General features: G+C 37.9%; 25 protein-coding genes and 1 rRNA gene. 17 read left to right on the top strand and 9 right to left on the bottom strand.

Going from position 1 to position 21,462, the window contains the following annotated elements:
* Positions 1 to 78: 78 nt before the first annotated feature.
* Positions 79 to 1,206, bottom strand: a complete 1,128-nt coding sequence (locus tag AC1DEF_RS23445) for an amidohydrolase (protein ID WP_318331424.1) — start codon at positions 1,204 to 1,206, stop codon at positions 79 to 81.
* A gap of 61 nt (positions 1,207 to 1,267) precedes the next feature.
* Positions 1,268 to 2,170 carry a TIGR01777 family oxidoreductase gene (locus AC1DEF_RS23440; protein WP_050688500.1) on the bottom strand — a complete coding sequence of 301 codons (903 nt, stop codon included), beginning with the start codon at positions 2,168 to 2,170 and terminating at the stop codon, positions 1,268 to 1,270.
* 97 nt (positions 2,171 to 2,267) lie between these two features.
* Here AC1DEF_RS23440 and recX point away from each other — a divergent pair, with 97 nt between their 5' ends.
* Complete coding sequence (gene recX / locus AC1DEF_RS23435) at positions 2,268 to 3,077, top strand: recombination regulator RecX (RefSeq protein WP_028410123.1); 810 nt, start codon at positions 2,268 to 2,270, stop codon at positions 3,075 to 3,077.
* Positions 3,078 to 3,356: 279 nt separating this feature from the next.
* Here the strand turns inward: recX and AC1DEF_RS23430 are convergent, their stop codons facing one another.
* Complete coding sequence (locus AC1DEF_RS23430) at positions 3,357 to 4,010, bottom strand: SDR family NAD(P)-dependent oxidoreductase (RefSeq protein ID WP_043977869.1); 654 nt, start codon at positions 4,008 to 4,010, stop codon at positions 3,357 to 3,359.
* Positions 4,011 to 4,092: 82 nt separating this feature from the next.
* On the opposite strand from AC1DEF_RS23430, the gene AC1DEF_RS23425 reads away from it, so the two are divergent.
* On the top strand, positions 4,093 to 4,407 hold the full coding sequence (locus AC1DEF_RS23425; RefSeq protein ID WP_013055154.1) for a YfhH family protein: 315 nt from the start codon (positions 4,093 to 4,095) through the stop codon (positions 4,405 to 4,407).
* A gap of 78 nt (positions 4,408 to 4,485) precedes the next feature.
* On the opposite strand, the gene AC1DEF_RS23420 is transcribed toward AC1DEF_RS23425, so the two are convergent.
* On the bottom strand, positions 4,486 to 4,641 hold the full coding sequence (locus AC1DEF_RS23420; RefSeq protein ID WP_016762865.1) for a small, acid-soluble spore protein K: 156 nt from the start codon (positions 4,639 to 4,641) through the stop codon (positions 4,486 to 4,488).
* A 135-nt stretch (positions 4,642 to 4,776) separates the two neighbouring features.
* Between AC1DEF_RS23420 and AC1DEF_RS23415 the strand changes: the two genes are divergently transcribed.
* Complete coding sequence (locus AC1DEF_RS23415) at positions 4,777 to 5,046, top strand: YfhJ family protein (RefSeq protein ID WP_013055156.1); 270 nt, start codon at positions 4,777 to 4,779, stop codon at positions 5,044 to 5,046.
* 63 nt (positions 5,047 to 5,109) lie between these two features.
* Here the strand turns inward: AC1DEF_RS23415 and AC1DEF_RS23410 are convergent, their stop codons facing one another.
* On the bottom strand, positions 5,110 to 6,090 hold the full coding sequence (locus AC1DEF_RS23410; RefSeq protein ID WP_074682687.1) for a metal-dependent hydrolase: 981 nt from the start codon (positions 6,088 to 6,090) through the stop codon (positions 5,110 to 5,112).
* 239 nt (positions 6,091 to 6,329) lie between these two features.
* Between AC1DEF_RS23410 and mutY the strand changes: the two genes are divergently transcribed.
* Positions 6,330 to 7,424: an A/G-specific adenine glycosylase gene (gene mutY, locus AC1DEF_RS23405; RefSeq protein ID WP_097824781.1), complete on the top strand. Its 1,095-nt coding sequence runs from the start codon at positions 6,330 to 6,332 to the stop codon at positions 7,422 to 7,424.
* 34 nt (positions 7,425 to 7,458) lie between these two features.
* Here mutY and AC1DEF_RS23400 read toward each other — a convergent pair whose 3' ends face one another.
* Positions 7,459 to 7,683, bottom strand: coding sequence for a hypothetical protein (locus AC1DEF_RS23400; RefSeq protein ID WP_014461827.1), 225 nt, complete (start codon positions 7,681 to 7,683; stop codon positions 7,459 to 7,461).
* Positions 7,684 to 7,799: 116 nt separating this feature from the next.
* Between AC1DEF_RS23400 and fabL the strand changes: the two genes are divergently transcribed.
* From fabL to AC1DEF_RS23375, 5 genes are all read left to right on the top strand, one after another.
* Positions 7,800 to 8,549: an enoyl-[acyl-carrier-protein] reductase FabL gene (fabL, locus tag AC1DEF_RS23395; protein WP_013055160.1), complete on the top strand. Its 750-nt coding sequence runs from the start codon at positions 7,800 to 7,802 to the stop codon at positions 8,547 to 8,549.
* A 97-nt stretch (positions 8,550 to 8,646) separates the two neighbouring features.
* Positions 8,647 to 8,940, top strand: a complete 294-nt coding sequence (locus AC1DEF_RS23390; protein WP_013081547.1) for a gamma-type small acid-soluble spore protein — start codon at positions 8,647 to 8,649, stop codon at positions 8,938 to 8,940.
* A 189-nt stretch (positions 8,941 to 9,129) separates the two neighbouring features.
* A complete protein-coding gene (locus tag AC1DEF_RS23385; RefSeq protein ID WP_097824782.1) occupies positions 9,130 to 9,390 on the top strand; it encodes a YgaB family protein in 261 nt (86 codons plus the stop codon).
* Positions 9,391 to 9,585: 195 nt separating this feature from the next.
* A complete protein-coding gene (gene ntdP / locus AC1DEF_RS23380; RefSeq protein ID WP_013055163.1) occupies positions 9,586 to 10,122 on the top strand; it encodes a nucleoside tri-diphosphate phosphatase in 537 nt (178 codons plus the stop codon).
* Positions 10,123 to 10,291: 169 nt separating this feature from the next.
* Complete coding sequence (locus AC1DEF_RS23375) at positions 10,292 to 12,043, top strand: ABC transporter ATP-binding protein (protein ID WP_097824783.1); 1,752 nt, start codon at positions 10,292 to 10,294, stop codon at positions 12,041 to 12,043.
* A gap of 35 nt (positions 12,044 to 12,078) precedes the next feature.
* On the opposite strand, the gene AC1DEF_RS23370 is transcribed toward AC1DEF_RS23375, so the two are convergent.
* Positions 12,079 to 13,167: an FUSC family protein gene (locus tag AC1DEF_RS23370; protein WP_013081550.1), complete on the bottom strand. Its 1,089-nt coding sequence runs from the start codon at positions 13,165 to 13,167 to the stop codon at positions 12,079 to 12,081.
* A gap of 549 nt (positions 13,168 to 13,716) precedes the next feature.
* Positions 13,717 to 15,015, bottom strand: a complete 1,299-nt coding sequence (locus AC1DEF_RS23365) for a glutamate-1-semialdehyde 2,1-aminomutase (RefSeq protein WP_097824785.1) — start codon at positions 15,013 to 15,015, stop codon at positions 13,717 to 13,719.
* 202 nt (positions 15,016 to 15,217) lie between these two features.
* Between AC1DEF_RS23365 and AC1DEF_RS23360 the strand changes: the two genes are divergently transcribed.
* The 6 genes from AC1DEF_RS23360 (at position 15,218) to perR (ending at position 19,524) form a co-directional block, all read left to right on the top strand.
* Complete coding sequence (locus AC1DEF_RS23360; protein ID WP_043977883.1) at positions 15,218 to 16,231, top strand: ABC transporter ATP-binding protein; 1,014 nt, start codon at positions 15,218 to 15,220, stop codon at positions 16,229 to 16,231.
* The gene (locus AC1DEF_RS23355) at positions 16,224 to 17,015 is read left to right on the top strand and encodes an ABC transporter permease (RefSeq protein ID WP_043977886.1); all 792 of its coding nucleotides are present in this window, start codon (positions 16,224 to 16,226) and stop codon (positions 17,013 to 17,015) included. The genes AC1DEF_RS23360 and AC1DEF_RS23355 overlap by 8 nt, the downstream gene beginning before the upstream one ends.
* Before the next feature lie 9 nt (positions 17,016 to 17,024).
* Positions 17,025 to 17,810: an ABC transporter permease gene (locus AC1DEF_RS23350; RefSeq protein WP_097824787.1), complete on the top strand. Its 786-nt coding sequence runs from the start codon at positions 17,025 to 17,027 to the stop codon at positions 17,808 to 17,810.
* Between the two features lie 89 nt (positions 17,811 to 17,899).
* Complete coding sequence (locus AC1DEF_RS23345; RefSeq protein WP_223260285.1) at positions 17,900 to 18,295, top strand: ion channel; 396 nt, start codon at positions 17,900 to 17,902, stop codon at positions 18,293 to 18,295.
* A gap of 69 nt (positions 18,296 to 18,364) precedes the next feature.
* The gene (gene bcp / locus AC1DEF_RS23340) at positions 18,365 to 18,835 is read left to right on the top strand and encodes a thioredoxin-dependent thiol peroxidase (RefSeq protein ID WP_043977888.1); all 471 of its coding nucleotides are present in this window, start codon (positions 18,365 to 18,367) and stop codon (positions 18,833 to 18,835) included.
* A 254-nt stretch (positions 18,836 to 19,089) separates the two neighbouring features.
* The gene (gene perR, locus AC1DEF_RS23335) at positions 19,090 to 19,524 is read left to right on the top strand and encodes a peroxide-responsive transcriptional repressor PerR (protein ID WP_013055172.1); all 435 of its coding nucleotides are present in this window, start codon (positions 19,090 to 19,092) and stop codon (positions 19,522 to 19,524) included.
* 22 nt (positions 19,525 to 19,546) lie between these two features.
* On the opposite strand, the gene AC1DEF_RS23330 is transcribed toward perR, so the two are convergent.
* Positions 19,547 to 19,906 (bottom strand): YgzB family protein, encoded by a 360-nt coding sequence (locus AC1DEF_RS23330; RefSeq protein ID WP_013055173.1) that lies wholly within the window; start codon positions 19,904 to 19,906, stop codon positions 19,547 to 19,549.
* A gap of 222 nt (positions 19,907 to 20,128) precedes the next feature.
* Here AC1DEF_RS23330 and AC1DEF_RS23325 point away from each other — a divergent pair, with 222 nt between their 5' ends.
* Together AC1DEF_RS23325 and AC1DEF_RS23320 are read left to right on the top strand one after the other, a co-directional pair.
* Positions 20,129 to 20,995 carry a nucleotidyltransferase-like protein gene (locus tag AC1DEF_RS23325; RefSeq protein ID WP_013055174.1) on the top strand — a complete coding sequence of 289 codons (867 nt, stop codon included), beginning with the start codon at positions 20,129 to 20,131 and terminating at the stop codon, positions 20,993 to 20,995.
* 344 nt (positions 20,996 to 21,339) lie between these two features.
* A 16S ribosomal RNA gene (locus AC1DEF_RS23320) occupies positions 21,340 to 21,462 on the top strand; the annotation flags it as partial.

The following is a 21,462-nucleotide window of genomic DNA, read 5'->3' as shown; positions in this document are numbered from 1 at the left end:
TGTTTATGCTTTTGTGAAATTCACATGCTTCTAAACGTATCATACTAAAAAAAATTAAAAAAGAAAATAGGTAAAATGTTAATTTTTTTTAAATAATATTTTACCATTTATCATGGTGAAAATAGGCTTTGCTAAGTAGTGAAAAGGATGATGGCTCCATAGCACCAAATCAGCGTCTTTTCCTGCTTCGATACTGCCGATTCGCTGATCAATACGAAGATTTCGAGCAGCAGCAATCGTGATGCCTTCTAATGCTTTTTGTTCTTCGAGCCCTTCACGTACGGCAATGGATGCACAAATATTTAAGTACTGAATGGGCGTATAAGGGTGGTCTGTTGTAATGGAAACTTCTACTCCTTCATTGCAGAGAGCTTGATAGGTTTTCCACGTTTTATTCTTCAGTTCAACCTTTGAGCGCCGTGTTAAAGTTGGTCCCACGCTTACTTTTAAGTTTCTTCCACCTAGCTCTTTAGCAATTAAGTGACCTTCTGTACAGTGTTCAATACGAACGTCTAAATTAAATTCATCTGCTAAGCGCAGAGCTGATAGAATATCATCGGCTCGGTGAGCATGAATTCGAACGGGAATCTCTCTATTCAGCGCTTGAATGAGTGGTTTAATTCGCAAATCATCTTTATTGTCACTGCTTTTTGCATGATAAAAGGCTTCTCTCAGCATCCCCATAATACCCATTCGTGTAATGGATTCTTTATTGCCATGGCTGTGGATTCGTTTTGGATTTTCTCCTAGCGCAATCTTAAGTCCAGCTGTCTCTTGAATCAACATTTGAGAAATACTTGTTCCGGCTGTTTTAATAACGGATGTTGTGCCTCCGATCACATTTGCACTTCCAGGCATAATGTGTACAGACGTAATACCCGCTTCAATGGCATCTTTAAACCCAGGATCTAAAGGATGTACGCTGTCAAAAGCTCGGATATGGGGAGTCATAGGCTCGATTGTTTCGTTAGCATCATTTCCGGCCCAGCCGGTTCCTTCATCATATAGTCCTAGATGTGTATGAACATCAATAAATCCAGGGAATAAATAGCGCTGTTTGCAGTCAATGACTTCTACTTGAAGAGGAGGCTGCAAGTTTGGCCCAATCAAAACAATTTTTCCATCTTGAATGAGCACATCATTATTATAAATAGGTTTTGACGTAATAGGATAGAGCGTTGCATTTTTCAAGAGAATGGTTTTCATAAAGGATGCTCCTATCTATCGGCAGCTTAGTCACCTGTTTTAGGTAAATATCAGAAAATAACTAGAGTAAATCTCGCAATGCATCTTCTAATACAGTATATGTAAAAATGTAATTCTGTTGAATCAATTTTTCAGGTAAAACACGCTGTCCTTTCAAAATAATCATACTCATTTCTCCCATCAGCAGCTGAAGGCCAAAGCTAGGTACGGGCATCCAGTGAGGACGATTTAACACTTTTCCAATCGTCTTTCCAAACTCTTTCATTTGAACGGGGTTTGGGGCAGTTACATTAACAGGTCCTTCTATTTGTTCGGTATGAATACAATAATCAATAATTTTGACGACGTCTTGAAGATGCACCCAAGACATCCACTGCTCTCCCGAACCAACTGTCCCTCCTGCAAATAATTTATAAGGAAGGGCGGTAGAAGGGAGTGCCCCGCCATCTTTGCCTAATATAACGCCGAACCTTGTTAAAACAGTACGAATATTGAGTTCCATCGCTTTTAGCGCTTCATTTTCCCATTTTTTTACCGTTTCAGCTAAAAAGTCTGTGCCGATGGATGGAGAAGCTTCTGTGAACGTTTCTGTAGTCGATGTCCCGTAATAACCAACCGCACTTGCATTTACATACAGGGACGGTTTTTCGGGTAAGGCAGCCATAATACGAAGGATTTCTTGAGTAGAAGAAAGGCGACTTTCCACAATGGCTTTTTTGCGCTCGTCCGTCCAGCGGCCGCTGTTAAGTGAAACGCCAGCTAAATTGATAAAAACGTCTGCTCCTTCTACATGCTCTTCAGGTTGGCTGTTTTCTTGCATCCACTCTACATATTTAAGTTTCGGATCTCTTGCAGCTTTATCTGCATTGCGTGTTAAAATATATACATAATGTTTTTGTGTTAAAAAATGTTTTGTTAAAGCTTTACCTACGAATCCAGTTCCTCCAGCAATAACAATTTTCATACGAACTTCCTCCTTTGTTGAGATAAATAAAAATGTGTATGATACGTTTGGCGGTTCTTCAGCCATTAATTTAATAAGAAATATGAGGTGAAGGTGTATGCCTGTTGTCACAAAGATCACAACGCAAAAGAATAGCGGTGAACGTTATAATGTGTATTTAGATTATGGTAAAGGTGAAGAGTTTGGCTTTGGTGTTGACGAAAATGTCCTCATAAAATATGACTTGAAAAAAGGTCGTGAGCTTGATGAATTTGAATTAACGGAAATTCAGTACGCAGATGATGAGAAAAAAGCTTATAATTTAGCAATCACTTACTTATCTTATCGAATGCGCTCTGAAAAAGAGGTACATGATTATTTAAAGAAAAAAGAAATTAACTCTACTATTATTCAACAAGTTATTCAGAAATTAGTCAGCCACCGTTATTTAAATGATGAAGAGTTTGCAAAAGCATTCGTGTTAACTCAAATGAACACGACATCAAAAGGACCAAATGTGATTCAAAGAGAATTAAAAGAAAAGGGAATTTCTGATTCCATTATTACCCTTAGTTTATGTGAATACCCCGAAGAACAGCAAATTCAAACTGCTGTGAAATTAATTGAAAAGTTAAAAGGAAAATATAAAAAATTATCTCAAGTAATGATGAAACAAAAAATGGAACAAGCATTGGCAGTGAAGGGCTATTCATTTTCTATTATTCAAGAAGCATTTCAGCGCACCAATACAGAAAAAGAAAGCGATGAGGCATGGGAAGCTCTGCAATACCAAGGAATGAAAGCTCATCGTCGTTTTTCAAAGTATGAAGGCTGGGAATATCAGCAAAAAATGAAGCAGGCTCTTTATAGAAAAGGATTCTCTATTGACCAAATTCAATCATTTCTAGATTCCATTGAAGAGGAATAAAGGCGGGACAAAAGTATGTTAGTTGAAGAGAAATCCGAACGATGAATCGAGATTCTTGATGGAGAATCCAACTCGTTCGGATTTTTTATTGTGATGGTAAACGTAAACTTCATGTATTTAGCTGCTTCTAGCGGTTGATTGGAGGGCAAGACGAAGACTCCTGCGGAAAGCGAAGTCCTGCACGGAAATCAACCGCCGTGTCATAAGCAATTCCTATAAGATCATTTATACAAGGTGTTTATCTTTAGATTAGATTGATACAGTTATGTTTCAATCTTTTTAAAACAAAATATCTTCCAAGTCATTCTGCTGTTTATAAATAATCTCAGCAATTTCGGAAGCCGAGCGCAATCGGCTTTTATCTTTAATGTGATTGTTATGATCCCAAAAAGGAGTATTCATGCCTCCCATGTAAGCTGCAATCACATGAAGGTTGGTATCTTGATACTCCACTTTTAAACTTTCTGTAAATCCCCTTACGCCAAACTTACTTGCTACATAGACGCTTTCATTAGCTTTCCCGCGAAGTCCTGCAGTTGAAATGATATTCATAACTTTAGGTTCAGGTCTCGTCAAGAGATGAGGCATAAGCGCTTGTGTTAAAAAAATAGTTCCTTTTACATTTGTATCGATGACTTCATCAATGGCTTGTTTTGTATAATCGGTCAAAGGACCAAAATGTCCAATGCCTGCATTGTTGATAAGGATATCTACTGAATGGTTCATCAGCAGTTTTTCTACAGATTTTCCTACTTCTTCATATTTTGTAATATCTACAGACATCGTATATACGTTGTCTCCTAGCTCATGCTGCGCCTCTTTTAATTTATGGTGATTGCGTCCAGCTAGAATGACGTTGTAGTCTTTTGCGTAAAATTTAGCGAGTTCTTTTCCAAGACCCGTCGCGCCGCCCGTGATTAGCACTGTTTTCATTCCCAAAACTCCCTTTTCATAGTCTCCCTTTAGTTATACCTTTTGTTATAATAAAATGAAAGCAAACAAGGGGGAAAACAGCATGTCTGAAAAACGTTACAGCGATATGACGACGTATGAACTTCAACAAGAAATTGGGTCTCTTCAAGAAAAAGCACGAAAAGCTGAACAGCTTGGCATGGTCAATGAGTATGCAGTATTAGAAAGAAAAGTAACAATGGCTAGGTCATATTTATTGGATCCCGAAACGTTTAAAGCAGGGGAAGTATATGAAATTCAAGGAGATCCGGGTTCATATTTTAAAATTGATTATATGAACGGAGTTTTTGCGTGGGGATTTAGGCTTGGCTCACCGCAAAACGAAGAGGCACTGCCTATTTCCATGTTGAAAAAATAAAGGGATGAACAAGCAGCACGAAGTGTGCTGCTTGTTTGATTTCTATATTCACTCTATTTTTAAACGTAAAGCAAGCGGTTATTCTTCGCGCTCATTAGAAGCATGCATACGTTCTTGAGGATGCGTGTTAATCGTTCCATTTGCACGTTTTGAAGCGTACTCAGCTTTTGCTCGAGGTTCGCCTTCAAGCTTAGTATGATGTTGGTTTGTAAAATCTTTTGCTTTATTGCGCATCGATACCTCTCCTTTTACAACAGAAAGCGTTGCGGTTATGATATAGTACATGAGGGAGTGAATAACTCCGCATTTATAGTGTAAGTTAAAAGTGCAAACATACTCATAAAGAATTTTGGTAATCGAGGTGTTCTTATGAACGATATATTTGAAAGATTAACGAATCAGCTCTTAAATAAAAACAGTTCGCTCTCATATGCTCAAGCACGCACGTGGGTCGAGCTTTTCTGGGAAGATTTTGAGTCATCTTACGCAAAAGCCGGATATGATTATAAAGGGAAAGAAGCGACGGAAAAGGTTGTTACGATGTATATCAACAGCTACGGAGACAAACTTCATGAAATCGCGGTTAAAAACCCTAAATATCAGCATTTATTAAATAACGATGACTATTTAAAACATTAAATAAAAACGAACCGTCTTGAGCAGACGGTTCGTTTTTGGGTTTCATATTTGTTCTTGTTATGATTAGTGCGGGAGATAATCAAGCTTTTTACGCAATTTTTTCTCACTGAAAATCCAACCTGTGTACGAACAAATGATATTTAAATCGTAATCAAGCTGAACTACGGCTACAAATGGATAGTAGTCCTTGCTGCGGTAGCGTAAATCAATAAAGCGCACTTCAATGTGGTCGTTATATTCATCCAGTTCCCATCTATAAATAGGTGAAAATGAAAGAAAAGCAGATAAATTTTCATCTTTTTTCGCTACTTCAATTACGGCTGATTCGGGAATTGGAACTTTATCAAACGTATCATAAATAAAAATTTCTTCTCCGATTGCTCTTCCTACATGAAAATACTTTTCGGTCGTCACAGCTAAGTGCCAGTGAGTGAAACGCAGCGTAGGAGAGATATTGAGCTTGATAACATCAGGAAACTGTTTTCGAAGCTTCTTGGCAATTTGGTGGCGCATATAAAAGCGCAATCCATAGTAAAATGCCAATAACACATACAGCGTAATAAATGTTGGTCCTGGTTCTGCTCCAATAAACCAGATTAAAATCGCAAGTACGTGAGCTGAGAAAATCACGTAATCAAACGTGTTGATTACGCCAAGCGCAATCCATTTATTTGTGAAAGGCCGTAAAGCTTGCGTGCCATAAGCGTTAAAGATATCAACAAAAACGTGAATAATGACGCCTGCAAAGGTCCACATCCAGAGATGCAGCAAGTTAGCTCCTGGCAGCAGAAGCGAAAGAATGAGCACGATAAGCAAAGGCCATAAAATAACAGCCGGAATAGAATGTGTAATTCCACGGTGATTGCGGATATACTGTGCATTGTTTCGCAACTTTAAAACAGTGTCTAAATCAGGTGCTAATGACCCGGCCATTACGCCAATCATTACAGCATCCATTGTGGCTGTATTCGCAGATACAGTGGGGTCTAATGTTGCAAGGCCGCCTAAAGCGATTCCCATTGCAATGTGTGTACCAGTATCCAGAGCGAACTCCTCCTTTGTAAAATGACAATCTTAGATTATCCTAATTCAGCATGGAAGCTGGATTTAGGGCGAAAAATCTCGCTTTATTACTAACGCAGCAAATTAGCTGTTTTTATTCATTATTTGAACAATTCATTTTACTATTCATATTTGTAGTTGTTATAAGGTTATCATAAAGTTACTAAGATTCAAAAAGCAACACATTGTATATGTATAGTTAATACCTCGGAGGCTATGACGTGAAACAAAGTAAAGATATTGTACAAAATTTCGATATTCGAGCATTTCAAGATGACTTAATCTCTTGGTTTGAGCAGGAACAGCGCATTCTACCTTGGCGTCAAGATCAGGACCCTTATAAAGTGTGGGTATCTGAAATTATGCTTCAACAAACGAGAGTAGATACGGTCATTCCGTATTTTAATAATTTTATTAGCAAATTTCCCACTATTAAAGATTTAGCTTATGCGAATGAAGATGATGTGTTAAAAGCGTGGGAAGGATTAGGCTATTATTCCCGTGCCCGTAATTTACAAACCGCCGTTCGAGAAGTTCACGAACAATACGGGGGAGAAGTTCCAAATACGCCAGCAGAAATCTCTAAACTAAAAGGAGTAGGCCCTTATACAACAGGAGCCATTTTAAGTATTGCATACGGAGTGCCGCAGCCTGCTGTAGATGGAAATGTCATGCGTGTGCTATCGCGCATTTTATCCGTTTGGGATGATATTGCAAAACCGAAAACAAGAAAGCTGTTTGAAGATATTGTGCATGAAATTATTTCAAAAGATAATCCTTCCTATTTCAATCAAGGCATGATGGAACTTGGTGCCATTGTCTGTACGCCAACTTCTCCTTCCTGTTTGTTATGTCCAGTTCGCGAACACTGCCGCGCGTTTGCAGAAGGAGTGCAGAATGAGCTTCCTGTCAAATCAAAGAAAAAAGCGCCGCGTGCTCTTCAGCTTGCTGCAGCGGTGATTAGAGACGAGGAAGGAAATTATCTGATTCATAAACGTCCAAGCAAAGGACTTTTAGCGAACCTATGGGAATTTCCAAATATAGAAGTCGATCTTAGTATAGCGCCAGATCATCAGCAGCTTCAGGCATTTATTCAAAATGAGTACGGAGCCGATATTAAAATTCATGCGCCGTTTACCACAATTCAGCACGTGTTTTCTCATATCGTCTGGAACATCACAGTATATGAAGCAGAGCTTGCAAGTGATATCAGTGCATTAAAAAATTTGAAAGTGGTTTCTGAAAAAGATTTAGAACAATATGCATTTCCTGTTTCCCATCAAAAAATCTTAAAAGAATATTTACTTGTTAAATAAAAGAAGCGTGGATAAACTCCGCGCTTCTTTTTATTTAATCATATGATACATGCGTGCCGTGTGTGTAATCTGCTTCGTGGCGCTGTAGCCCGCCCCGTGCTTCAATTTCTTTAATAATTTGCTGATGAATACTTTGTCCTTCAGCATTTAAATACGGCGTCATTTGCTGTAAAGAGTGATGAAAAAACGCAAGCTCGCTGTCTTTCCACTCGCTTTTAGAAATCATTGAAAGAGCCGTCATGTCTCTACCTACATACATTCTATTCACCTCGTTCATTTCATCAAGTTTTATCTATTTTCCCTATATTACTTGTTTCTTATACGATAAAATCAGTACAATGTAAAGATAATACGATACATAAGGGAGATGACATCATGTCACAAAAGGTAGCACTAGTTACGGGAAGCAGCAGAGGTATTGGTAAAGAAATTGCCTTACGTCTGGCTAAAGAAGGATACGATATTGTATTAAACTATGCACGAAGCAAAAGTGCAGCGCAGGAAGTAGCAGAAGAAATCAAAGCACTAGGCAGAGAAGCATTAGTTGTTAAAGCAAACGTAGGAAAAGTAGAAAAAATTAAAGAAATGTTTGAGCAAATTGATGAAGTATTCGGTCGCTTAGACGTATTTGTAAGTAATGCAGCGTCAGGAGTTCTACGTCCTATTATGGAATTGGAAGAAACTCACTGGAACTGGACAATGGATATTAACAGCAAAGGATATTTATTCTGTGCACAAGAAGCGGCTAAACGTATGGAAAAAGTAGGCGGAGGAAAGATTGTTACCATCAGTTCGCTTGGGTCTATTCGTTACTTAGAAAATTATACAACAGTAGGCGTGTCAAAAGCTGCTGTAGAAGCGTTGACCCGCTATTTAGCAGTGGAGCTGGCTCCAAAGAATATTGTGGTAAATGCTGTATCTGGAGGGGCTGTGGATACAGAGGCATTAAAACATTTCCCAAATCGCGATGAGCTTCTAGATGATGCACGCAAGCATACTCCAGCTGGTCGTATGGTGGAGCCAAAAGACATGGTAGATGCAGTTATGTTCTTAGTGTCCGATCAAGCAAATATGATTTGCGGTCAAACGCTTATTATTGACGGAGGGCGTTCACTTTTAATGTAAGGTAAATGTGTTTTGTGCTCGCGCCTTAAAATACTGAAAAAAGTTTGCATACCCTATTTACCTCCCGGGCATATTAATTTTCGTGGAGGTGATTACAATGGCAAAACAAACAAACAAAACAGCATCTGGTACAAGCACACAACACGTGAAACAACAAAATGCTCAAGCATCTAAAAACAACTTCGGTACTGAATTTGGTAGCGAAACAAATGTACAAGAAGTGAAACAACAAAATGCTCAAGCAGCGGCAAACAAAAGCCAAAATGCTCAAGCATCTAAAAACAACTTCGGTACTGAATTTGCTAGCGAAACAAGTGCTCAAGAAGTGAGACAACAAAACGCACAAGCTGAAGCAAAGAAAAACCAAAACTCTGGTAAATACCAAGGTTAATACCAAAAGCGAACTTAACGTCTTTCATACGGCGATGTTAAGTTCGCTTTTTCTTATATAAAAAGCAACAAAGTATGACAAAACTTCTTGAAACTTTACACAACTCGTCAAAGGAATCTGTCTCACCTAAACAGAATGTTAACAGAAGTGCCGCGTGTATGGTTAAAGCAAATAGGGAGGAGCTATCGTATGAAAAAATTTGATCAGCTAGTGACTCAACAATTGGAGACCATGGATCAACTTCTGTTTTTGCAGTCTGAGATTGAGCGCTGTCAGGAAATCGAAGGTGAACTAATAAAACTTCATGAAGAAGCAAAACTTCATTCTGTGCAAGATGAAATTAGTGAAATGAAACTAAAATTAAAAGAGATTCAATTGACGTTTGAAGCACAAACCGAAGGTATTATTCGTACATATAAAAGTGAAGGGGCTTGCTCTACACTTGCTTAATGAACATTGATGTGTCACTTCCTCTCTTTTTTAAGGCTGCCAAGCAAAGGAAAAGTAGGGGGAGTGACTTTTTTGAACTCAAGAAGGTTAGCACATTTGTGTTAAAATGAGAGAGAAACCGTTATAATAAACATAAGACAAATGGAGACGTTATATGAATTTTTTTAAGTGCTAAAATGAAAGTAGGTATTGGAGATGGGAATTCCGGTGGAAGGAGAAACAATTCAAATACACAGCTACAAGCATAATGGACATATTCATCGCGTATGGGATCGGACAACCGTATTAAAAGCAACCAATAACTTAGTGATTGGAGGAAATGATCGTACGGTCGTTACAGAATCAGATGGACGAACATGGGTCACAAGAGAGCCTGCAATTTGTTATTTTCATGCTCAGCAGTGGTTTAACGTCATTGGGATGATCCGTGAAGATGGAATCTATTATTACTGCAATATCAGTTCGCCGTTCATTTATGATGACAATGAAGCGCTCAAATATATTGATTATGATTTAGATATCAAAGTCTATCCAGATATGACATACACCCTTCTTGATGAAGATGAATATGAGAAGCATCGAAAAGAAATGAATTATCCAGAAGTGATTGACCGTATTTTACATAATCACGTCGAGGAGTTAAAAGGTTGGATTCGACAGCGAAAAGGCCCGTTTGCTCCAGATTTCATTGACATTTGGTATGAGCGTTTTTTAACATATCGGCATTCTTGATGAATGATCTAGAGAACATTATGTTAGGCCGTCTAAAGCTGACTGTTTGATATAATGTTCTTTTTGGCGTTATGCTCACCATCTTTTAGAAGAGATAAAAGCACTAAAAAATCAACGCGTGTACATATACTAAGAAAGCTTGCCCTCATAGATAGAAAGGGGAGATTTTATGGGAAGTATAAGACGCTACATGAAGTTTGTACAGCCATACAAATGGCAAATTGTCGGCACTGTATTAATTGGTATTATTAAATTTGCTATTCCTTTATTGATTCCGCTGCTTTTGAAATATGTTTTGGACGATATCGTAAATGGACATGGCATGTCCTCCTCTGAAAAAGTTCATAAAATGGTGACGATTATGGGGATTTCGTTTGTTGTATTTTTAGTGTTAAGACCTCCCATTGAATATTACAGGCAGTATTATGCTCAGTGGGTATCGAGCAAAGTACTATATGATATACGGGATCAGCTGTTTAGCCATATTCAAAAGCTTAGCTTACGTTATTATGCAAATACGCGAGCGGGTGAAGTGATTTCACGAGTCATTAATGATGTAGAGCAAACAAAAAACTTTGTTATCACAGGTTTAATGAACGTATGGCTTGATATGATGACGATTGTAATAGCCATTGTGATTATGTTTACGATGAATGTACCTTTAACACTGGTGTCGATTATTTTGCTGCCGGTTTATGCGTTCTCTGTAAAATATTTTTACAGTCGTCTTCGCCATTTAACAAGAGTCCGTTCGCAGGCTTTAGCGGAAGTGCAGGGGCATTTACATGAAAGGGTTCAAGGGATCTCTGTTATTCGCAGCTTTGCTATTGAGCCTCATGAACAGAAGCAATTTGATAAGCAAAATTCAAATTTTCTACAAAAAGCAATCAATCATACGAATTGGAATGCAAAAACATTTGCAGTAGTGAATACCATTACCGATTTGGCACCTTTAATCGTGATTACATTTGCTGGATATCAAGTCATCACAGAAAGTCTTAGCGTAGGAACGATGGTAGCATTTGTGGCCTATATTGACCGCTTGTATAATCCGCTTCGCCGCTTGGTCAATTCATCGACTACGCTCACGCAGTCTGTTGCATCTATGGACCGGGTGTTTGAGTTCATTGATGAAGAATACGATATTACAGACAAGAAAGATGCAAAAGAATGTACTGAGCTTCATGGAAAGGTGCAGTTTGAGCACGTTTCATTTGCTTATGAAGAAGAAGAAAAACCTGTGATTCATGATATTAATTTAGATGTAGAAAAAGGAAAATCCGTTGCGTTTGTTGGAATGAGCGGAGGAGGGAAATCCACGCTTATCAGCTTAATTCCGCGCTTTTATGATGTGACAGAGGGTAAAATTCTCATTGATAACATTGATATCAAAACCTATAAAGTACGCAGCCTGCGAGATAAGATTGGAATCGTCCTGCAGGATACGGTGTTGTTTAGTGACACGGTTAAAAACAATATACTGCTTGGAAAGCCAGGAGCGACAGATGAAGAAGTAATTGCTGCGGCAAAAGCCGCAAATGCCCACGATTTTATTATGAATTTGCCCGAAGGATATGATACAAAAGTGGGAGAGCGGGGAATGAAGCTATCAGGGGGACAGAAACAGCGTATTTCCATTTCGCGCGTATTTTTAAAAAATCCAGCTATTCTTATTTTTGATGAAGCCACTTCAGCTCTAGATTTGGAAAGTGAGCACTATATTCAAGAAGCATTAGCTGAACTAGCAAAAGACCGTACGACTTTCATTGTAGCCCATCGTTTATCTACAATTACTCATGTTGATGAAATTGTACTTTTAGAAAATGGAAGGGTAGTCGAACGAGGTTCTCATGAGGAGTTAATTAAGAAAAAAGGTCATTACTATCAGCTCTTTAACGTTCAGCAGCTTGATACAATTTAAAAACACCACCTATTGTCTAACAATAGGTGGTGTTTTTAATCTTCTTGTCGCTGATGATTAATATCAAATGAGTTAGCATCCTTGTGATAGTTTTGGAACGTATCAATCAGCTTATCAAGATGCTCTAACTCTTCACTATACTCAATGATGACAGAAATTAAAGGGAAGATATGATAAATAACCTTATTCTCTTCATCATTATCGTATATTTTGTACTGCATAAATTTATCGATTAAAGCTCGTTTTCCAACGCAGGCTTCGTTTGGTACAGTAGTGGTTGGCTGTACGCGTAATTTCCCAATGAATTTTAATAATACTTGCTCATGATACATTAACAGGCACTCAACTTCAGATTTGATTAAATCTTGAAATTGCTGCGGCATGACTTGAAGATCATTTTCCACTCGGTGAAGTAATTTCAAGGTTGTAAGAGCTCGTGTTGTTACGGTAATCATTTGACGAAATAAAACGAGCTTGCGTGACTTAACAAAACGTTTTTTGGTTGAATAAGTGCGTTCTTCTTTGTAAAAATCAAAGATTTGATTCATTTTAGCCACATTGTCTTTCATTTTTTCAATGTCTTCTTTTAACAATGTGTGCTCAGATGCGTGATAAAGATTCATGCGAATCCATTTAATAATTTCTTCCGTTGTGCTTACAATTTTATAATACAATCTTGTTTCATACTTTGGCGGAATAAAAATAAGATTGACAATAAATGCTGAGAATACCCCAAGTAACACTGTACCAAAGCGTATAAGTGCATATTCAACGAAATTATCTCCTGGATTTTCCATGATTGCAATTACTGTCACAAGCGCAAGCCCAATTGTATTATTAATACGTAATTTTAAGTTGACTGCAATGACAACAACAGCGGTAAAACCAATAATGATGGGATGGGTACCAAAAATAAGTCCAAAACAAACTGCAGAAGCAGCTCCAATCACATTCGCCTGTATTTGCTCCAATATTGTTAAATAAGATCTGTAAATAGACGGTTGAATTGCAAAAACTGCCGCAATTGCCGCAAATATTGGAGATGGTAAACTTAGAAATTCACCTAATAACAATGAAAGTGTAATGGCAATTCCCGTTTTTAAGATGCGGGCACCAAGTTTCATGTGCGTTCGTAGTTCCTTTCTGTAAAAAAGTTTTTTCGTTATGAAGAATGTTCCCCAAAACAAATGATAAATTGCAAAAATCAATCCTTCTTTATTACATAACCTGTTGGAAATAATATAAACAATAACATACTATACAAGGTTTAAGAATGGATATCAAGAGAAAACAAGCAGAAAAATAAGGGTATTTCTCGGGATTTTTCGACAGGCTGACAAAAAGGAGATGACGCGTAAGAAATGGTTATGAAAGGTGGGAATGTTCTATAAGAAAACCCGAAGGTAAAACGAAAAAGAGGTCGAGACATAACGAAATAAATCCAATCTAAAGACGAACAAATGGGATACATGAGCTGAACCGCTTGTGACACAGCAGTTGATTTCCGCAGCAGTCTTCGACTTGCCCTTCAATCAACTGCTAGAAAGACCTATACACACAAACCCTACGTTTACCCTAACAAAAAAAACGAACCACTAATCAAACATCTTGATCAATGGTTCGTTTTTCACTTCGTCTAAAATCCTTTTATCTCAGCCTCTTTAGAATAAGAATTAACGTTCTTCACTTAATTGTTTAAATGCTTTTTCGACTGCTTCTAATGTGTCGGTAATATCTTGTTCTGTATGAGCTGTAGTAAGGAACCATGCTTCATATTTCGAAGGAGCTAAGTTGACACCTTGGTGGAGCATTAGTTTAAAGAAGCGTGCAAATAGTTCGCCGTCTGTATTTTCTGCTTGTTCATAGTTTTTGACCGTTTCTGTTGTAAAGTAGAGAGTAAGAGCGCCTTTCAATCGATTGATAGTGATCGGCATGTTATATGTACGAGCATGTTTTAAAATACCTTCTTCGAGCATCGCCCCTAGCTTATCCAACTGTTCATAAACACCTTCTTGCTTTAGTACTTCTAGGCAAGCAATCCCAGAAAGAATAGAAGCTGGGTTTCCTGCCATTGTACCTGCTTGATAAGCGGGTCCAAGCGGCGCCACTTTTTCCATGATTTCTTTTTTACCGCCGTAAGCTCCGATTGGAAGGCCGCCGCCGATGATTTTTCCAAATGCAGTGAGATCAGGTTTTACACCAAGTAAATCTTGAGCTCCACCGTACATAAAGCGAAACGCTGTAATAACTTCATCGTAAATAACAAGTGCTCCAGCTTCGTGAGTTAATTCATTAACTTGTTCTAAAAAGCCAGGTTCCGGCTCAACAATTCCGAAGTTTCCAACGATTGGTTCTACTAAAACAGCTGCAATCTGATCGCCCCATTTTTCTAATGCTTCCTTGTAAGGCTCAATGTCGTTAAAAGGAACTGTGATGACTTCGTTAGCGATACTTTTTGGTACACCAGCAGAGTCAGGAGTGCCGAGTGTAGAAGGACCAGATCCAGCTGCTACTAATACAAGGTCAGAATGGCCGTGGTAGCAACCTGCAAATTTAATAATTTTATCGCGTCCAGTATAAGCGCGTGCTACACGGATCGTTGTCATAACGGCTTCTGTTCCAGAGTTGACGAAGCGCACTTTATCTAATGCGGGCATCGCTTCTTTGAGCATTTTAGCAAATGTGACTTCATGAGCAGTTGGCGTACCGTAAAGAACACCCGTTTCAGCTGCTTTTGTAATAGCTGTCGTGATATGAGGATGAGCGTGTCCCGTAATAATAGGACCGTAAGCTGCTAAATAGTCAATATATTTATTTCCATCAACGTCCCAGAAATAAGCTCCGTTTGCCTTCTCCATTGCAATAGGCGCTCCGCCTCCTACGGCTTTATATGAACGTGAAGGGCTGTTAACGCCGCCTACAATATGCTCGAGCGCTTCAGCGTGTAATTGTTCTGATTTTGTAAATTGCATAATATGCCTCCTAATGAAAAGTTCAACTTCTTTATTCTATCAAACTTATTTGTTTCTTGAAAAACATTCGAGAACGTGTATGATAGAAATTTGTGAGCTAACTGCTAGAAAATAGTTCCTCGTCTCTTGGAGGAGTTGCTAGCAAGGGAGCTGGAAACAATAAAAGAAACCACTAATACGTCGACGTAACGGAGGGAATACAATGAAAAATGCTATTGAGGTGAATCAACTTCGGAAAGAATTTAAAGCCTATTCTAGCCGCTCTGGGCTTAAAGGGGCATTCCGGGATCTATTTACCCGTAATTATAGAGTCATGAAAGCTGTGAACGATATATCGTTTACCGTAAAACAAGGAGAAATGGTAGGGTATATAGGAGAAAACGGAGCGGGGAAATCGACCACAATCAAAATGCTGACAGGAATCTTAACTCCTACTTCAGGCGACATTACCGTAAATGGAATGAATCCTCATAAGGAAAGAGAAAAGTTTGCCCAAACGATTGGTGTTGTTTTTGGTCAACGCTCTCAGCTATGGTGGGATATTGCCGTACAAGAATCTTTTCGCCTGTTAAAAAAAGTATACAAAGTGTCAGATGAAGATTATAACGCTCATATGGAGCACGTTATTCAAACGTTAGATATTGGACCGCTGCTAGATAAGCCGGTGCGAAAGCTTTCTCTAGGTCAAAGAATGCGCTGTGAGCTGGCTGCTGCTCTTATTCATAATCCGCCGCTTCTATTTTTAGATGAACCGACGATCGGTTTAGATGTACTAGTTAAATTAAAAATCCGCCAATTTTTAAAAGAAATTAATGAGAAATATAATACGACGATTTTGCTTACGACACATGATTTAGCAGATATTGAAGCTTTATGTGAACGCGTTGTAATGCTGGATGAAGGCAGTATTATTTATGACGGATCGCTGCAAAAGCTGCGTTCGAATTGGGGAGACCTTAAACAAGTTACGTTTGAATTTGGAACCGCGCCAAATAACGAGCAGTTGAAGCTATTGACGCAAGGGATGCCTGTTAACTGGATTGAAGGTGATCAAAAATATTTGTGGACAGCGCAGCTTCAAAATAAAGGGGACTTGATGTCGCAGCTGATTGCTAAAGTGGTGGCAAAGCATGAAATCAGTGATATTAACATTGAAGAAATTTCAACGGAAGAAATTATCCGCAACATTTATGAAGAAGGTGTTGTGAATGGATAAATATATAGAGATGATACGCATTCGCTTTTTAATGATGCTGGCGTATCGGACGAATTATTACAGCGGAATATTGATTTATGCGATTAATATTGGTGCTTACTACTTTTTATGGTCCGCTATTTATGGAGGAAAAGAGAATATTCAAGGGTTATCCATTACCCAAATGACAACGTATGTAGCCGTTTCATGGATGGCAAGAGCCTTTTATTTTAATAATATTGACCGTGAAATGGCAATGGAAATTAAAGATGGCAAAGTGGCAGTAGAGTTAATTAAGCCTTATAGCTACCTTGGTATGAAAACAATGCAAGGACTGGGAGAAGGGATTTTTCGGCTGCTGTTTTTCTCAGTGCCCGGCATGATTATTGTCGCGTTTTTATTTCCAGTACAGTTCTCAGCAAATGCAGCAACATGGCTTTATTTTGGACTGTCTTTAATTTTTAGTTTCATTATTAATACACAAATTAATTTATTAACGGGTATTACGACTTTCTTTCTCTTTAACAATGATGGACTCATTCGAGCGAAGCGCGTTGTTATTGATTTGTTTTCAGGACTTCTTCTGCCCATCAGCTTCTATCCTTTCTGGGCGCAACATATTATGAGCTATTTCCCTTTTCAAGCCATTAGTTATATTCCGAGCATGATTTTCACAAATGGATTTAAAGGGCAGGAAGTAATAAATGCTCTTATCACACAAGCAGTTTGGTCAGGACTTCTATTTATCCCTATTGCATGTTTGTGGAACATAGCGAAGAAAAAAATGGTTATTCAAGGAGGGTAGTCTATGAAAATGTTTTATTTTTCGATTTTCTTTCAGTACATTAGTCAATATATGAAAACAAGGCTTCAGTACCGCACCGACATGGTAGTTGAAATCATTTCAGACTTATTGTTTCAAACAGTTAATTTGATTTTTATTTTAGTCGTATTTGGACATACTCAGTCGCTGCACGGATGGTCACGAGAGGAAATTATCTTTATTTATGGTTTCTTTTTGGTCCCTTTTGCTATTTTTTCGTCTTTCTTTAACATTTGGGATTTCAACGAGCGGTACATTGTTAAAGGGGAAATGGACCGAATTTTAACGAGGCCGATTCACAGTTTGTTTCAAGTCATTTTGGAGCGGCTGGAACTAGAATCATTGTTTGGTGGTATCACAGGGATTGCAGTAATGGCTTACGCTGCGTCTTCTTTACATCTTCATTTCCAGTGGTATGATGTTTTTATTTTTCTATTATTTATTTTAGGAGGAGCGCTTGTATACGCAGGAATTTTCATCGCCTTAGCAAGCATAGGCTTCTGGTCGGATGCCAGAACCTCTATTATGCCTACTATTTATAATATTGGAAACTACGGAAGGTATCCTGTAGATATTTATAATAATGTCATCCGGTATGTTTTAACGTGGATTCTTCCTTTTGCATTTGTAGGCGTATATCCAGCTGCTTATTTCTTAGGAAGATCAGAATGGTATGGATATGCATTTTTAACCCCAGTTATGGGAATCGTCTTTTTTGTAATCTCTATTTTCTTATGGAATACAGGTGTCAAAAAATACAGAGGAGCAGGCAATTAAACGCCTGCTCTTTTTCGTGGCTTCGGAGTAGTAATGAATGGACAAGAACGCGCGTATAGTGGTAGTAGAGTATAAATTAAAGGAGTAGAATGATGGTTATTTTTCTAATCCTCGTTATCATTGTTTTTGTAATTGGTAGTATGAAGTTTCTCTTTGAAAAAGAACTTGGAGAATTTCATTTTTTCTCAATTGGTCATTTCTTTGTCTTGTTTTATTCATATATTACAGTTTTATTGGGATTTAGCCTTATTTATACAGTATGTGAGATGGGGAGTATTCCAGTATTAAGCGGAGGGTTTGAACATGAAGGTCATTATTTCTATACCCTGTTTAACAGTATGTATTTCAGCGCAGCGACGTTATTTTCAGTAGGCTACGGAGATATGTATCCGGTTGGAATTGGGAAATTATTTGCAACTTTTGAAGCGTTTATCGGCTATATTATGCCTGCAATCTTTGTGATGCGGACTGTTACCCGTACTTAAACTTGTCATCTTATCTAATATTGGGTACGCTATTCAAAGAAAATGAAAAGCGTAAAGGAGAAGATAAATATGACAGCTGTAGTTGGAGAAAAAGCACCCGATTTTGTATTGATGTCTACAAATGGAGAGCAAGTATCACTAGCGTCGATGAAAGGCAAAAACGTTGTGCTGTATTTTTATCCGAAAGATATGACGCCAGGCTGCACAACAGAAGCCTGTGATTTCAGAGATCAGCATGAAAATTTTGAAGAGCTAGATGCGGTGATTCTAGGAGTGAGCCCGGATCCAATCGACAAACACCATAAGTTTATTGATAAGCACGGCCTTCCATTCTTACTTTTAGCTGACGAAGATCACAGCGTAGCTGAAGAGTATGGAGTATGGACACTGAAAAAAAACTTTGGAAAAGAATATATGGGCATTGAACGCTCCACTTTTATCATTGATAAAGAAGGAATGCTCGTAAAAGAATATCGCAAGGTTCGAGTGAAAGGGCATGTGGAAGAAGCTTTATCATTTATTAAAGAAAAAATGGCATAAAAACAGGCAGATAACTAGAGCAGTTTTAGTCTTTGAACATACAATATCAGTGTAGGGCATACCTCCTCAGATGTTAATATATTTAAAAGTGTGGATTGAATTCCACACTTCTTTTTTTGCATAAAATATATGAAAAATTTCTACTTGTTACATAAAATAGGAATAGGCATCAAGTTGACAAAACGTGGGTAAAACATGTAGACTAATTATAAGAATTATAAAGTAATAATACTTACAGAAGAGGGGTGCATGACGTGTCAAATCATTTACAAGAAGCCCTTGAAACGTTAAAAGGTACTGGCGTTCGTATTACACCACAACGTCATGCTATTTTAGAGTATTTAATCAATTCAATGACACATCCAACAGCAGATGATATTTATAAAGCGCTGGAAGGTAAGTTTCCAAATATGAGTGTAGCGACCGTTTACAATAATTTAAGAGTATTTCGCGAAGTAGGTATTGTAAAGGAACTAACATACGGTGATGCATCAAGCCGGTTTGATTATGTTACAACAGAGCATTACCATGTGATTTGCGAAAGCTGCGGAAAAATTGTGGATTTTCATTATCCTGGTTTAGACGAAGTAGAAAAGCTGGCTGCTCATATTACTGACTTTGATATTAGTCACCACCGAATGGAAATTTACGGAACGTGTCCTGATTGTACGGCTAAAAAAGCGCATTAATAAGCTGATAGTAGTGATACTATCAGCTTTCTTTTTGTTTTTTTCTATTATACTTTTCGTCGAATTGTTTTCCTTCAAGAGACTGGTCAAGCGTAAGCGGCTCGTTGCAATACATACACATATCTACGCGCCCTAGCATTTTGGTTTGCTTTTGACATGTAGGGCAGGTTACTTGAACCGCTTTTGTAGAAAGCATGCCAATCCAGAAATAAACGCCGGTACTAGCTACGATGCACAGCAAACCCAAAAGCATAAAAATAGTCATTAGCCAGACTGAAGACCGAAAGAAAATTCCCCCATACATAACAATGAAACCAACAAAGATCAGACTGAGTGCAAACGTGCGAATCTTGTTAATTTTATTTGAATACTTTATCCCCATCAGTATCCCCCCTGTTACCAATATATCATAGAGTGAGACAATGAATGATGATAAAAATTGAATCTTCGGAAAATTATCGTTGGTTTTTGAGCTTTCTGAATGATTTCCATAATTCTGAGTGGGATATCCGTTATACATCGTATATAATAAAAAAAGAAATCTTAGTCCATAGCCTTTAAAATTTTGAAAAATATTTGTTTATTACAGTTAGGAGAGCTCAAAATGGAAGATGTTTTACGGCCAATATATCAAGAAAGAGCTAGCAATAAAGACACACTAGGTATTTTACTGATTGAAAAAAAGAAATCAGAATCTCCAGTGACGGATAATTTGGATGCTATCTTATTTATTGTGACCAAAACTACAGAAACTTCTCTTTTTATTAAACAATACGAATATGAAAATGAGCGTGCGGCACTTTATATGGCTTCTGAACAGCAAATGAGTGAATGGATTATGAATGGGACGAACCGCCGTATTATTGATTGGATCTTAAATGGTAAAGTGCTATTTGATCGAAACGAATATATGGAAAACTTAAAGAAACGCTTAATTGATTTTCCTAGAGAAGATCGGACAAAGAGAATAGGTGTCGAGTTTGCTAAGTTGATTCGCCGATTTAAAGAAGGAAAAGACTTTTATGCGTCTAATCATTATTTAGATGCATTCAATCATGTCATTCATGCTCTTCATCATTTAGCACGACTGTCTGTGTTGGAAAATGGATTTCATCCAGAAGTGACAGTATGGAACCAAGTGAAAAAAATAGAACCTGAAATTCATCGTCTTTACGAAGAGCTAATTATTAGCCAAGAAGAGGTTAGCAAGCGTTTAGAGCTGCTTTTCTTAGCGAGTGAATTTCTAGTAAATAAAAAAACTGAATTGGGTGCCAAGCATCTTGTTCATATTATGAAAAGTGAAAAGCAGGAATGGACGTTTAATGAACTGGTTCATCATCCCGAAATACGCCCTTATGCTATTGATTTAGGAATACTTCTTGAGTTTTTAATTGAAAAAGATATCATTATGGTAAAAAAAGTAGAAACCAAAGGAAAGAGTTTGTACCATAGACACTATGTGGCGAAATGATAGAGAGGATAAAGGGTATCTGATACGGTGCGGTTATGACGTGTAGATACCCTGACATATGACTTTATAGCCTGGATAAAAGGTTTTTCTAAAAAAACACGATTTATTTTAAAAAATCTATTGACGCTTTAAAATATCCGTGGTAAATTTATATACGTCGCCGATGAGCGATACTAAATTTATCAAAAACTTGAAAAAACTTCTTAAAAAAGTTGTTGACAAGAAAGAGATAAACTGGTAAGATTAAAAAGTCGCTTAAGAGCGGCGGTTGAACTTTGAAAACTGAACAAAGCGACAAACGTCAACGTTAAATTTTATTTTTTTAATTGAGCAAGTCAAACATTTCTTCGGAGAGTTTGATCCTGGCTCAGGATGAACGCTGGCGGCGTGCCTAATACATGCAAGTCGAGCGAACTGATTAGAAGCTTGCTTCTATGACGTTAGCGGCGGACGGGTGAGTAACACGT

The sequence above is a fragment of the Priestia sp. 10L35 genome (assembly GCF_056395685.1).
This window is presented reverse-complemented; position numbering and strand designations above follow the sequence as displayed.

Excerpts from the sequence above, each read along its gene's own strand:
- AC1DEF_RS23325 (WP_013055174.1), top strand. The coding sequence starts at position 20,129 with ATGGAAGATGTTTTACGGCCAATATATCAAGAAAGAGCTAGCAATAAA.
- AC1DEF_RS23365 (WP_097824785.1), bottom strand. The coding sequence starts at position 15,015 with ATGCAATTTACAAAATCAGAACAATTACACGCTGAAGCGCTCGAGCAT.
- AC1DEF_RS23375 (WP_097824783.1), top strand. The coding sequence starts at position 10,292 with ATGGGAAGTATAAGACGCTACATGAAGTTTGTACAGCCATACAAATGG.
- AC1DEF_RS23345 (WP_223260285.1), top strand. The coding sequence starts at position 17,900 with ATGATGGTTATTTTTCTAATCCTCGTTATCATTGTTTTTGTAATTGGT.
- fabL (WP_013055160.1), top strand. The coding sequence starts at position 7,800 with ATGTCACAAAAGGTAGCACTAGTTACGGGAAGCAGCAGAGGTATTGGT.
- AC1DEF_RS23355 (WP_043977886.1), top strand. The coding sequence starts at position 16,224 with ATGGATAAATATATAGAGATGATACGCATTCGCTTTTTAATGATGCTG.
- AC1DEF_RS23440 (WP_050688500.1), bottom strand. The coding sequence starts at position 2,170 with ATGAAAATTGTTATTGCTGGAGGAACTGGATTCGTAGGTAAAGCTTTA.
- AC1DEF_RS23415 (WP_013055156.1), top strand. The coding sequence starts at position 4,777 with ATGAACGATATATTTGAAAGATTAACGAATCAGCTCTTAAATAAAAAC.
- AC1DEF_RS23350 (WP_097824787.1), top strand. The coding sequence starts at position 17,025 with ATGTTTTATTTTTCGATTTTCTTTCAGTACATTAGTCAATATATGAAA.
- AC1DEF_RS23445 (WP_318331424.1), bottom strand. The coding sequence starts at position 1,206 with ATGAAAACCATTCTCTTGAAAAATGCAACGCTCTATCCTATTACGTCA.
- recX (WP_028410123.1), top strand. The coding sequence starts at position 2,268 with ATGCCTGTTGTCACAAAGATCACAACGCAAAAGAATAGCGGTGAACGT.
- AC1DEF_RS23360 (WP_043977883.1), top strand. The coding sequence starts at position 15,218 with ATGAAAAATGCTATTGAGGTGAATCAACTTCGGAAAGAATTTAAAGCC.
- AC1DEF_RS23330 (WP_013055173.1), bottom strand. The coding sequence starts at position 19,906 with ATGGGGATAAAGTATTCAAATAAAATTAACAAGATTCGCACGTTTGCA.
- ntdP (WP_013055163.1), top strand. The coding sequence starts at position 9,586 with ATGGGAATTCCGGTGGAAGGAGAAACAATTCAAATACACAGCTACAAG.
- AC1DEF_RS23420 (WP_016762865.1), bottom strand. The coding sequence starts at position 4,641 with ATGCGCAATAAAGCAAAAGATTTTACAAACCAACATCATACTAAGCTT.
- AC1DEF_RS23430 (WP_043977869.1), bottom strand. The coding sequence starts at position 4,010 with ATGAAAACAGTGCTAATCACGGGCGGCGCGACGGGTCTTGGAAAAGAA.
- AC1DEF_RS23400 (WP_014461827.1), bottom strand. The coding sequence starts at position 7,683 with ATGTATGTAGGTAGAGACATGACGGCTCTTTCAATGATTTCTAAAAGC.
- AC1DEF_RS23390 (WP_013081547.1), top strand. The coding sequence starts at position 8,647 with ATGGCAAAACAAACAAACAAAACAGCATCTGGTACAAGCACACAACAC.
- bcp (WP_043977888.1), top strand. The coding sequence starts at position 18,365 with ATGACAGCTGTAGTTGGAGAAAAAGCACCCGATTTTGTATTGATGTCT.
- AC1DEF_RS23370 (WP_013081550.1), bottom strand. The coding sequence starts at position 13,167 with ATGAAACTTGGTGCCCGCATCTTAAAAACGGGAATTGCCATTACACTT.
- AC1DEF_RS23425 (WP_013055154.1), top strand. The coding sequence starts at position 4,093 with ATGTCTGAAAAACGTTACAGCGATATGACGACGTATGAACTTCAACAA.
- AC1DEF_RS23385 (WP_097824782.1), top strand. The coding sequence starts at position 9,130 with ATGAAAAAATTTGATCAGCTAGTGACTCAACAATTGGAGACCATGGAT.